Consider the following 12,393-nt stretch of genomic DNA (forward strand, 5'->3'; position numbering starts at 1 on the left):
GAAAGAATCTTTGTTTTTCGAATGTATGGTCAGATTTGGCGTAATTTTCAAAATTCAACCCCTGCTTGAACAAACCGGGAACTGTCTCAGGCTTTCAGCCTGCGTGTAGGATTCCGCATGTAGACTTGGGGCGTTGCCCCAAGCTGAGTTGTAACAGGCTTTCAGCCTGAAACATCACAGCCCAGGGCCTCGCCCTGGGTGGAAGATCCAATTCCTGCCGGCAGGCTGAAAGCCTGAGACAGACTCTATGTCTTCTGTTTTCAAAAAAAATGTTTTGGGCTGATATGATTTAAATTTCAAAATCATTTTGGACAGATATGATGTCAAAAAATATTCTACGATTGGCTATCAAGAAAAGAATCAACCAATACTATTCCTCTCCTTCTATCCACCTTTTCGTCCCTGAAAGACTGTCAATCGCTTCTTCTAACCTGTAGAGATCTTCTTCAAACTGAAACCCTTTACACCCCTGGTAGTGGTTTACACTGTGCTTCTTATCATCCAGTTGAATCGTTAAATACACGCTCGAATGATCCGTATATCGTGATTCACATCTTGGATTCGCCGCTATTTCCATAAAATGTGATTGTTGAATTCTGTTGCGCAGATCTTCCAGGTTTTCCTGCGACATCATTCCGGTAGCCTCGCCTTGATGTGCAACAAACTCTCTGCCGACGAAGGTGATTTTTCCGTCTTCTAAAATCGAGAGGGTATACGATGGACAAGTCCCATAGCATACGGTTCTCTCCATCTTAACAAGTGTATCCGGATTTGAAAAATCAGTCGAATAGGCGGGAATATCCGGAATTGAGAAATCTGTAACGGAAATCAGAAGAAAAAGCGATAAGATTATCACAAGATTTTTCATTTTATGAGATTACAGACTAATATGCCTATATAGAATTTCTGTTATAAAGCACGGTGATACAAATGATTATCTAAAAAACCTATCGATACTATGTAATGGAACTCAGTACCGCTGTATGACATTCAACGTAATAAAGGTGAATTAAATATTTAAAAAGTGGAAAAGTTAAACAGTAATTCATTAAGAAAAGCCTGCGATACTAAACTTTTCGATTTTGAATCGACAAAAGAGATTGAAGAGCTAATCACTATTTTGGGTCAGGAGCGATTGACCTCTGCCCTTGAATTCGGGACAAAAATGGATCAAAAAGGGTATAACATTTTTGCTCTTGGTCCGAATGAGACCGATAAACAGGGTTATATCCGGGAATTCCTGGAGAATGAATCAAAAAATCAGGACGCTCCGGATGACCTCTGCTATGTAAACAATTTTGATGACCGTTATAAACCATCCTCTATGTTTCTTCCCAATGGCAGAGGAAAGGACCTGAAAAAGAAGATGGACAAACTGATTGAGGACCTCCCTCCCACTCTTACAGCAGCGTTTGAGTCGGAAGAGTATGAAAATCGGCGTCAGGCATTACAGGACAAAGTTCAGGATGAACAGGATAAATCCCTTGAGGATATTAAAAATAAAGCCAGAGAAAAAGGTTTGGCTCTTTTGAGAACTCCCGCCGGTTTTTCATTCGCTCCGTTGAAAGAGGGAGGTAACCAGGATTTAATGTCGGAAGAAGATGTTCGGAATCTTTCTGCAGAAAAAAGAGAGGAACTGGAAGAGAAGACAAAAGAACTTCAGTCTGAACTCCAGGAACTGATTCGAAAAATGCCGGCTACCAAACGGCAGATGCGTAAACAAAAGAAGCAGCTGGACAAAGAAATTGCAACATATGCAATTAAAGATCTATTTGAAGAGATACGGGATGACTTTTCTGATCTGGACAATGTATTGGATTTCCTGGATAATGTGGAAACCGATGTTGTAGAAAATGTTCAGGCCATTATGAGCAACCAGGGTGGTCAGCAGCAAAACCAGTTAGCCCAAATGATGGGCGGCGGGCAACAGATGCAAATGGGTGGCCTATCCGGGGGATCAAGTAATCCGGTGCTGGATCGATACCGTGTCAATATAATCGTCGATCACAGTGAAACAGATGGAGCACCAGTCATTTACGAGGATAACCCCAGTTATAAAAATTTGATTGGACGGGTTGAATATAAATCCAAAATGGGAGCACTCACTACGAATTTCAACCTCATTAAGGCCGGTGCCCTTCACAAAGCCAATGGTGGTTATTTAATCCTGGATGCCCGCCAGGTACTGCTTGAACCGTTTGCATGGGAAGGACTAAAACGTGTTTTAAAATCAGGAAATCTAAAAATTGAGTCTTTAGGTGAATCCTATAGCATGATTAGTACGGTTTCGCTTGAACCGGATCCTATTGATGTTGATGTAAAGATCGTATTAATGGGACAGCGAATTCTCTACTACCTGCTTTGTGAATATGATCCGGATTTTCAAAAACTGTTTAAAGTTGAAGCTGATTTCGAAGATGAGATTGATCGTTCGGATGAAAACCAGGTTAACTTTACTAAGATGATTGCCGGGTTGGCAAAAGAGAACGATCTGCGCTCATTTAATCGTGACGCTGTGGCAAGAATCATTGAACAGAGTTCACGAATGGTAAGCGACAATGAAAAACTTTCAACAAAAACAGATGAAATCCAGGATCTGCTGATGGAAGCCGACCATTGGGCGAAAGAGAATAAACATGATATTGTACAATACGAGGATGTAGAAGAAGCCGTTGAACAGAAGATTTATCGCTCTTCCCGAATCCGTGATAAAGTGCATGAAGTTATCGACCGAAATACCATTTTCATTGATACAGAGGGAGAAGCGATCGGCCAGGTAAATGGATTATCTGTTGCAAAAATCGGGAACTTGATGTTTGGAAGGCCGAATCGCATCACCGCAAAAGTTCAAATAGGCAAAGGTGAAATTATCAATATCGAACGAGAAGTGGATATGAGCGGCCCCATCCACTCAAAAGGGGTTCTAATCCTGAAAGGATTTCTCGGAGAACGGTATGCCAAAACGAGTCCTCTTTCAATGAATGCCAGTCTCGTTTTTGAACAATCCTATTCAAATATCGACGGTGACAGCGCCTCTGCAGCCGAGCTTTTCGCCCTGCTGTCAGCCATTGGAGATATCCCGTTAAAACAATCATTTAGTGTTACCGGTTCAATAAACCAGCACGGACAAATCCAACCAATCGGTGGAGTAAATGAAAAAATTGAAGGGTTTTTTGATATCTGCAAGAAGAGAGGACTGACCGGCGATCAGGGCGTTCTCATTCCAAAGGCTAACGAGAAAAACCTTATGCTTCGCACAGACATTTTAGAGGCTGTTGAAAATGATAAATTTCATATTTATTCGATTGAGCATGTTGATGAAGGCCTAAAATTCCTGACCGGTTTGGATGTCGGACTGGAACAGGAAGATGGAACTTTCCCTGAAGACACACTTAATCATAAAGTTACATTGAACCTCAAACAACTCGCCGATAAAAGGAAAGCATTTGCAACACCTGAAAACGGCAGAAAATAGTTATGGATGACGAAACCAGGAAAAAAGTTCTTGTTCGTAAAATTCTTGTAGCTATAGACACATCCAAACACAGCCAGGCTGCTCTTAAAGCCGCTGCCTCACTTGCACGAATTATGGAGGCGAATATTCATGGAGTATTTGTCCATGATGAAGTTTGGAATCGTGTCTCACGACTGCCATCTGTTACGTCCGTTAATTCACTGACCGGGCAGGTATCTGCTTTTCAAGATGAGACAATGCAAGATCGGGTTCAAATTCTTGAAAACCGGCTGCGACGAAAACTTAAGGAGATCAGTAAACTGCATGATATCACTCACTCCTGGCAATTAGCAAGGGGTAAGGTTGAAGACGAAATCTTGAATGCAGCCCGGGAAACAGACTTGATAACGATTGGGCTGAAAGGAACAACTGCCCAACGAAAAATATTGGGTTCATCTGCCAGGAGAATTATTGACCAGGCCGACAAACCGGTTTTACTTCTGAAGGAAGGATTAAATTTGGGTTCGACAATTACGGCTGTCTTTGATGGTTCAATAGAGAGCAAAAAGGGACTGAAATTGGCTCTGAATATAGCGGAAAGAAATGAGAGCACACTTACGATTTTAATAATAGAAAATGAGGTTGATTCGCAGGAAGAACAAAAAAATAAAATTAGTAATCTATTACGAGGTTCAACCATTTTCCCGGAAATCAAACAACTGGATCGATCTGATCCCAGCCGTTTTATAAACACTGTAAACCTTCAAAAAACGGGTTTGTTGATTATACCTAAGAAACAGCCACTATTAACAAATTCACTTCAAGTTATTCTCAATCATATCAATTGCCCTCTTTTAATGATGAACTGAATAGTCGCTCTTCATCCGGTAAAGTCAGCAACTTTGTAAATTTTGGAACTTTATCTGGAGCTTAGATTTTATTCAACTGACAAATAGATATCCACTTCAGCGTCGCCCCAATCCCGACTCCGCTCGTCATAAACCTCAAAATCAGCTTGGTAGGATCTCGGAATTTCTGATTCCCAGATCTCTCTCCATACATTAGTTACACAAGCCGGCATCTCCCCAGTAGCTGTAACTTTTTGATACTTTCCGGCCGGAATGATGAGTTTGTCTAAATCAACCGGCAACTCTGTCCCCTCCTGTACTTTGCACCCGATGAAATATGAAAACGGTTGGGTGTGATCACCCTCGTAATCATAATAGACCGCCAGTACCTCATCACTCAATCTGTTTGGTATCTTTATGAAGATCCCCTCCCTTTCAAATCTCGTCCACAACTCACCACAATCTTTCATGGACTGATTGTTTTCATTTGTAGTTTTAAATGGGAGTTTCAGGCCAATCAGTGTTATTTCTTCCACTTTTAATCCCTTTATCTTCATGATTTATGGGTGATTATTCCTTCGTCCCGGAAAAAATTTTGTGGGCCTTACTAATCGATCCCTCCGGACCTACAACCACTACATGATCTTCTTTTTGAATAATTGTTTTCCCGCGCGGTACTACGAATTCCTCGTCCCTGATGATAGCTGCAACAACACATTCCTCTGGAATATCAATTTGTTGAATTTCCATTCCAACAACTGCCCCATCCCCGGGTACTTCCACATCAATAAGATTGGCCACCCCTCCTTCGATTTCAAAAAGATCTGCCATGACCGGCCGGTCGAGGTAATTTTCAACCATTGCAGCGGTGGCGTACGGGGCACTAATACATACGATACCACTATCCTCAAGAAGTGAGACATAGTCTGGATCCCGTGCTATGGCAATTACTCGTTTAATCCCCAATCTTTTAGCCTGAAGCGCCATGATTGAGTTTCTCTGATCATCATTCGTAGCAGCAATAGCTACATCCATTTTCTGGGGTTCCACCTGTTCCAAAAGCTCCTGTTTGGTTCCATCACCCTGGAAAATAGGAACGTTGTACCTCCTCTCCAGCTTTTCGCACCGGTCATCATCCTGTTCAATAAATGTAATTTGGTATTCGGCAGACCGAAATACCATTCGGAACTCATCCTGTTTGAGAAGACGATCTGCAATGTTAGTACCGAGGTTACCGCCGCCAATAATCAAAATGTTCATATGAGGCCTCCAATAAGCTTGAAATTTAACTTTTAAAGTTCGTAATAACGAGGGAATGTTTGAGAATTCAGCACGATTCTGAGGTTGAAACAGGTAAAGAATTCCACCGACCGCTGTTAATGCAACTCCCAGTAAAATACTTTGCGAATCCAGTGTTGGAACAAAAAACCAGCAGGAAATGATACCCAAAATAGGAACCACCGGGTAAAGAATTACTTTAAACGGTTTTCGAAGATTGGGCATACGTTCATGCAGAGCAATCACCGTATAATTGACAATACCGATGGCTATCAGGTATCCAAAACTACTTGCCGATGCCAGTAATCGAACTACACCGGATGCACCGAGAACGACGACAAGACCAGCGCATACAAAAAGGGAAATATGCGGGGTTTTATATTTCTTATGTAATCTCGAAAACACAGAGGGGAAATGACCGTCCCGGCCCAAAGCAAAAAGCACCCTGGCACTCGCACCCAGCGTTACACTGAATGCCGACAAACTCGCCATAATTGTCGCCAGGATTCCCGCCCAACGCCCCCAGGCACCAAATAGATGATCGGCTACAAAAATAAATGGCGTGCTTGTCTCAGCCAGCTCTGAGTAGTTAACCACTCCCATCATCACCCATAGGAGCAGGACATAGATCGCTATTCCGGTTCCAAGTGTAATGAATATAGCACGTGGAATGGTCTTTGCCGGATCAATAATCTCTTCGGCCGCAACTGTAATCAGATCAAAACCCACATATGAAATATAGATCAAACCCATGGTTGGTATTAACGGTCCCAGTCCCATCGGGGCGAACGGTTCAAGATTTGCCGGTTCAACCTGGAAGGCTCCTAAAATCCCGACACCTAACAGCACAACCAGCTCAATAATATTCATGATTGTTATGAACTTGAGTGCCTCAGCCTGGCCGAAAAGGTTGGATACTGTAAAGATGGCTGTTGTTGCTAAAACAACCAGGAATACACTGATTTCGGGAAAGAAATAGGCTTTAATCGTCAAAGCAAAAATAACGGCATACAACGAACAGGCGAATGTATTCCCGATCCAAAAAAACCATCCGGTGAGAAAAGCTACGGGACGTGGTAAAGTTCGGCTCGTGAATGAGTATCCGCCGCCTGCAATCGGTATCGCTGCCCCGAGCTCGCTATAGCTGAATGCTGTAAAAAGAGTTAAAACGCCCATGGCAAGATAAGCGATAATGCCAAGTGGACCCGCTGAGCCTGCAACTTCACTCGGTAATGCAAAAATTCCCGGCCCCATCATTGCTCCAATACCGATCATGACCGCCATAAAAAGACCGACATTGCGTTTGAATCCGGATTGTTCTGCCATTGAAGCCTTTTATAATGATGATTTTCTCATTGAACGTATAATGAACAATCGAGAATTACACAGAAAATACATTCATGATAATCTTTAGATCTTCTCAGATTAAAGTAGAAGCATGAGCCGATGATAAAAATTTATTCTGGAATTATCTGATCTATCTTTTTTAGTGATTAAACACTTTTAGGATAGTTTCACCAATCTCACCGATTTTTTTGGATTCTCTATTGATCCTCGATTGGTTTTACAACCTCATAAGTAAATCTATCATAGAACTCACGTTTGACTTTCCCAAACTGATCGGTCACTCTTACCTCGATTGTTTGTTCACCAAGCGACAGATTATTTGGCACTCTGCCACTCCAAAGGTGCGTTGACTGAATAGGGTTCGAAGGCCTTTTGCCTCTTAATATTGTATCAGAATTGTCCCACTTTTGACGCAGTGAAGATACATAGGGATCTTGTTCATTCACTTTTTGCATTTCCCGCCATGGCCTGTTTCCTATCCTGTAATGAACTTCCGTTTTATCGGATCCCAAAAAGTAATTGACAAACATCTCCGCATTATGCCAACTGTTCTGAGGAACTACTTTGGGTCCCCAAATACTCATTCGATATGAATCGTCGTAACCGGCAGCTTTATAATCGAGAGTAAATTCATTGCCTTCAAAATTTATGATTGCATAGCCATTAGGAGTACCATCACGCATTATAGTTGGGGGTATCCCGTGCTCATTTGGCACACCTGACCACCAGTCACCGGACGTAGTTCCGACGTTGTAATGAATATGCGGTTCCAGACGATTCCAATTACTATCCTCATCAAAAAACTCAATATGCTGGATGTGAGTATGAGCTGAAAGTGAAAGTGTATGAGGAAATTCTTCCAGCATTTCTAACAGCCTGTTGCGGTCACCAAGTCTGAATGTTCTTCTGTTCGGTGGTTGAAACATCGGAATATGAAAAGCTACAACAACCAGTTTGTTTTTTGATACATGCTCAAGGTTATTCTCAACAAATGTAAGTTGTTCCTCTGTAAAACCACCAATATAGCCGGATTCACCATCTGTTCTTGGATATACAACATCATCCAAGATGATAAAGTGAACATCACCATGATTAAAGGAGTAGGTAGCCGGACCGAACACCCTTTCAAATGTTTCATCTGCCAGGCTGTCGGTTGGTGCATCAAAATTCATATCGTGATTTCCATATACATTAAACCATGGAATACCAATTCTGGCAACTGATTGTGTATATGGGTCAAACAGATCTAAATCATCTCCTACAATATCACCAAGGGTAATACCTACTTCAAACTCATCAGCACCCACAAGTTCAGAGACAATATCCTGGTCAAAATATTCAACCTCCTGTTCTGTGTACGGCTGTGGATCACCAAAAACCAGTATTTTAAAATCCTTTTTTTCTTCTGCTTTTATCAAACCAAAATCAACTGATTCGGGCAGATCTCCTGTCGGTTTCACACCAGAAAAATCCAATTCAGGCGATCCCATTGGTTTGTGGATGTAGTAAAATTTTGGAAGATTTCGCTCATCAACCGGCAAATCGTAACCGGAAGGTTTGATAACAAACAGTATATCATCATTATCCACAGGAAGCTCATACCTACCGTTTTGATCTGTCAATACAACATCCCTACCATTGGAAACAGAAACGGATTGGATCCCCAGTTCTCCCGGGTCTTTTAACATATTTCCATTTGTATCCTCAAAAACTATACCGGATGCGGTATTCGCGCTTTGGCCAACTGCTAAACCAACGATTAGAAAAAAAAGTGTAAAAAATGAGGTCAAATATTTCATTGATATTGAGTGGGTTTAGATTTTGTAAATAAAAGAAGTATAGAATTTAGCATAACAACTCCAAAAACTCAGATGATCTTTTTGTTAAGAACAGAGGTTAACCGTTCCCGAAGAATAACCCTCAGTTATGTGTCGATTGAAGAATGAAGAGTGATTCTCTTATTTAACTACTAAATTTACAATTCTGCCCGGCACAAAGATCTCTTTTACAATTGTGGTATCATCCAAATAACGCTCTACATTTTCCTGTTGTTTGGCAAGACCCAGCACAAAATCTTTGTCTTTCGATTTCTCTGCAGGTACGGTAATGTTTGCACGTACTTTTCCGTTGACTTGTACAGGCATGTCAATCGTTTCAGCCTTCAGGTATTCCTCAACCAACTCAGGCCATGGTTCGTAGGCAAGGCTTTCATCATGGCCGAACTTACTCCAGATCTCTTCTGCAATATGGGGTGCAAATGGAGAAAGCAGTTTCACAAATGGTTCAGCTACAGACCGGGGAACACCCTCCCACTGGTTTGCTTCATTTACAAAGATCATCAGGGCAGATATTGCAGTGTTAAACCGAAGCCCCTCAATATCTTCCGAGACTTTTTGAATAGCCTCATGAAGTACTTTCAGTTGCTCTTTGGATGGTTCTTCATCCGTAATATTTAAAATTTCTTCCTCATGATTATCACCAAAAAACAGTCTCCAGGCACGGTTCAGGAATCGATTCACACCTTCCACACCTTTCGTACTCCAGGGTTTCACCTGTTCCAGCGGCCCCATAAACATTTCATATAAACGCAGTGAATCGGCGCCATAATTGTCAACCACATCATCAGGGTTGATTACATTTCCCCGTGATTTCGACATTTTATGAGCCTTGGAATTTACGGTTATCTCGGTGCCTTTCATCACATGTCGGTCACCTTTCTTCTCAACATCGGATTCATCCAGTGGTTTTCGATTAACATCATCTCCTTCTTCAACCTCATCCGCACTGATGATTTTCCCGTCTTTCTCATAAGCCGTGTATTCCAGTTCACCCAAAATCATTCCCTGGTGAACCAATCGCTGAAAGGGTTCTTCAGTAGAAACCACACCGCAATCGTACAATACTTTATGCCAAAAACGTGCATATAATAGATGCAGAACCGAATGCTCCGATCCACCGACATACATATCCACCGGCATCCAATATTTTTCTTCTTCAGGCTCTACAGGAGCACCATCAAATTCCGGGCTGATATATCTCAAATAATACCAACATGACCCTGCCCACTGTGGCATCGTATTGGTTTCTCGAAGGGCTTTTTTACCCGTTTCGGGATCGGTAGTCTCTACCCAATGTTCCGCTTTCGCCAGTGGCGGCTCACCATCTTTCGTAGGCTGATAATTGTCAACTTCCGGCAGTTCAACAGGAAGGTCATCATCAGCCACAGCTTTAGGCTCTCCATCCACATGAATAATCGGAAATGGCTCCCCCCAGTAACGCTGACGAGAAAACAACCAATCACGCAATTTGTAATTCACGCTTTTCTTCCCAACACCATTCTCTTCCAGCCACTCTATAATCTTCGTTTTAGCGTCCGTAATTTTCAAACCATTCAAAAAATCACTGTTTATCGCCGGCCCATCTTCAGTATATGCTTTACCCTCAAAGTCTTCAGGCGGTTCAACGGTTCGAATGATCGGCAGATCAAATTTCTCAGCAAATTCCCAGTCACGTTCGTCCTGTCCCGGTACGGCCATAATTGCACCGGTTCCGTAGTGGGCCAACACATAATCTGCAATCCAGATCGGAATCTCTTTATTATTAGCCGGGTTGATGGCATATGCACCTGTAAATACACCCGTTTTCTCCTTGGTGAGTTCCTGTCGCTCTAAATCTGATTTTTGAGCCGCATACTCTTTGTATTCTTCAACTTTCTCTTTTTGTTCGTCTGATGTGATTTCATCAACCAGGTGATGTTCAGGTGCCAAAACCATATAAGTGGCTCCAAAAAGCGTGTCGGGCCGTGTTGTAAACACCCGAATCTCATCATTGTGCTCATAAACGGGAAAATCGATCTCAGCCCCTATAGATTTTCCAATCCAGTTGCGCTGCATCTCTTTAGTAGATTCCGGCCAGTCAAGGTCATCCAAATCATTCAACAATCGCTCGGCATATTCGGTAATCTTCAAGACCCATTGACGCATTGGTTTACGTACAACCGGGTATCCACCTACTTCGCTTTTTCCGTCAATAACCTCTTCGTTAGCCAATACCGTACCCAATTCAGGACACCAGTTGACCGGTTGCTCATCCTCATATGCCAATCCTTTTTCAAATAACCTCAGGAAAATCCACTGAGTCCATTTGTAATAGTCCGGATCGGTGGTATTTACTTCACGATCCCAATCATATGAAAAGCCCAGCATCTGCAACTGTTCACGGAATCTCGTAATGTTATTTTCCGTTGTTTTGCGCGGATGTGTTCCCGTCTTCACAGCATATTGTTCAGCAGGAAGGCCAAATGCATCCCAACCAATGGGGTGCAATACGTTAAATCCCTTCATCCTCTTGTAACGTGCCAGGATATCGGTTGCGGTATACCCCTCAGGATGACCCACATGAAGTCCGGATCCGCTTGGATATGGAAACATATCGAGGACATAGTACTTAGGCCTGTCCTTATCAGTAGTGGTTTTAAATGTTTTGTTTTCTTGCCAGTATTCTTGCCACTTTTTCTCAATGCTTGCTGGATCGTAAGAACTCATTTAAATCGGTTACTAAAAGGGTTTATAATTCTACATTCTCGTTATCGGATAGCTTTTGAATATAACGAAATTAGAAGTGAGTACCCACTTCATGATTACTTCGCAGTTCTTTTTTAAAATTCAAGAAAATCATACCCCATAAATTTCGGACAGAAAGAGTTGCTCAATTATCATACAGAAAAAATCGTTATTCCGGATCAGGTTGAATCGGCAACTATTCCTGATCCATTTTGTAAATCCCAATAAGTGTATCATTCCAGCTATTTTTTTTCTTACATTTTGAGAGATATATTCACTCACAGATATAGATCATCTAAAGCAGTTTCGATTTTTTACTGATGGGCAAAGAAGGAACGACTGAACTTTTACTTCGTTTAAAAAAGGGCGAAGAGGGTATTTACGACATACTTTACCCGGTTATCTACGAAGAGCTGCATCAGCTTGCTTATGCACACATGAGACGACAAGAGCCCGATCACACCCTTTCAAAGACGGAGCTGGTTCATGAAACCTACCTGAAGATGATCGATCAGACGCGAATCGATTTCACCGACAAAAGCCATTTCATGGCAATTGCTTCTCGCTGTATGCGCCAAATCCTGATTGACTATGCCCGTAAAAAACACGCCGAAAAACGTGGTGGCAAAAAGAAAGACAAAACCTATATCGACGAGCTTTTTCAAAATCCGAAGCACAAGGCAGAGGAGTTGATCAATATTGACTCTGCTCTTGACAAACTCGAAAAGCTCAATGAGCGACTTGCGAAAGTTGTTGAGATGAGATTTTTTGGTGAAATGACCATTCATGAAGTGGCCGAAACCCTGGATATCTCGGAGAGCACTGTCAAACGGGATTGGATGAAGGCCCGTGGATGGCTCTACAAAGAGTTAAAGGGCCGTTTTAAGGTAGACTAATCTGAACT

Annotated in this window: 8 protein-coding genes; 3 read left to right on the forward strand and 5 right to left on the reverse strand. The window is 42.1% G+C overall.

Annotation, left to right across the window (positions count from 1 at the left end; genetic code table 11):
* Positions 1-370: 370 nt before the first annotated feature.
* Positions 371-868 (reverse strand): DUF6438 domain-containing protein, encoded by a 498-nt coding sequence (locus L6773_RS18650; RefSeq protein ID WP_237856058.1) that lies wholly within the window; start codon positions 866-868, stop codon positions 371-373.
* Between the two features lie 156 nt (positions 869-1,024).
* Here L6773_RS18650 and L6773_RS21835 point away from each other — a divergent pair, with 156 nt between their 5' ends.
* Together L6773_RS21835 and L6773_RS18660 are read left to right on the forward strand one after the other, a co-directional pair.
* The gene (locus tag L6773_RS21835) at positions 1,025-3,475 is read left to right on the forward strand and encodes a Lon protease family protein (protein ID WP_237856059.1); all 2,451 of its coding nucleotides are present in this window, start codon (positions 1,025-1,027) and stop codon (positions 3,473-3,475) included.
* A 2-nt stretch (positions 3,476-3,477) separates the two neighbouring features.
* Positions 3,478-4,323 carry a universal stress protein gene (locus L6773_RS18660; protein ID WP_237856060.1) on the forward strand — a complete coding sequence of 282 codons (846 nt, stop codon included), beginning with the start codon at positions 3,478-3,480 and terminating at the stop codon, positions 4,321-4,323.
* A 68-nt stretch (positions 4,324-4,391) separates the two neighbouring features.
* Here the strand turns inward: L6773_RS18660 and L6773_RS18665 are convergent, their stop codons facing one another.
* The 4 genes from L6773_RS18665 to leuS form a co-directional block, all read right to left on the reverse strand.
* The gene (locus tag L6773_RS18665; RefSeq protein WP_237856061.1) at positions 4,392-4,859 is read right to left on the reverse strand and encodes a GyrI-like domain-containing protein; all 468 of its coding nucleotides are present in this window, start codon (positions 4,857-4,859) and stop codon (positions 4,392-4,394) included.
* Positions 4,860-4,872: 13 nt separating this feature from the next.
* Positions 4,873-6,906: an amino acid permease gene (locus tag L6773_RS18670; RefSeq protein WP_237856063.1), complete on the reverse strand. Its 2,034-nt coding sequence runs from the start codon at positions 6,904-6,906 to the stop codon at positions 4,873-4,875.
* Positions 6,907-7,124: 218 nt separating this feature from the next.
* Positions 7,125-8,726 (reverse strand): calcineurin-like phosphoesterase C-terminal domain-containing protein, encoded by a 1,602-nt coding sequence (locus L6773_RS18675; protein WP_237856064.1) that lies wholly within the window; start codon positions 8,724-8,726, stop codon positions 7,125-7,127.
* A gap of 159 nt (positions 8,727-8,885) precedes the next feature.
* On the reverse strand, positions 8,886-11,471 hold the full coding sequence (leuS, locus tag L6773_RS18680) for a leucine--tRNA ligase (protein ID WP_237856065.1): 2,586 nt from the start codon (positions 11,469-11,471) through the stop codon (positions 8,886-8,888).
* A 338-nt stretch (positions 11,472-11,809) separates the two neighbouring features.
* Here leuS and L6773_RS18685 point away from each other — a divergent pair, with 338 nt between their 5' ends.
* Positions 11,810-12,385, forward strand: a complete 576-nt coding sequence (locus tag L6773_RS18685) for an ECF-type sigma factor (RefSeq protein ID WP_237856066.1) — start codon at positions 11,810-11,812, stop codon at positions 12,383-12,385.
* The last annotated feature ends 8 nt before the right edge of the window (positions 12,386-12,393 follow it).

The sequence above is a fragment of the Rhodohalobacter sulfatireducens genome (assembly GCF_022012475.1).
Lineage (GTDB): Bacteria > Bacteroidota > Rhodothermia > Balneolales > Balneolaceae > Rhodohalobacter > Rhodohalobacter sulfatireducens.

What these genes read in the sequence shown, in the direction of transcription:
- L6773_RS18675 (WP_237856064.1), bottom strand. Translation starts at nt 8,726, where the DNA reads ATGAAATATTTGACCTCATTTTTTACACTTTTTTTTCTAATCGTTGGT.
- leuS (WP_237856065.1), bottom strand. Translation starts at nt 11,471, where the DNA reads ATGAGTTCTTACGATCCAGCAAGCATTGAGAAAAAGTGGCAAGAATAC.
- L6773_RS18660 (WP_237856060.1), top strand. Translation starts at nt 3,478, where the DNA reads ATGGATGACGAAACCAGGAAAAAAGTTCTTGTTCGTAAAATTCTTGTA.
- L6773_RS18685 (WP_237856066.1), top strand. Translation starts at nt 11,810, where the DNA reads ATGGGCAAAGAAGGAACGACTGAACTTTTACTTCGTTTAAAAAAGGGC.
- L6773_RS18670 (WP_237856063.1), bottom strand. Translation starts at nt 6,906, where the DNA reads ATGGCAGAACAATCCGGATTCAAACGCAATGTCGGTCTTTTTATGGCG.
- L6773_RS18665 (WP_237856061.1), bottom strand. Translation starts at nt 4,859, where the DNA reads ATGAAGATAAAGGGATTAAAAGTGGAAGAAATAACACTGATTGGCCTG.
- L6773_RS18650 (WP_237856058.1), bottom strand. Translation starts at nt 868, where the DNA reads ATGAAAAATCTTGTGATAATCTTATCGCTTTTTCTTCTGATTTCCGTT.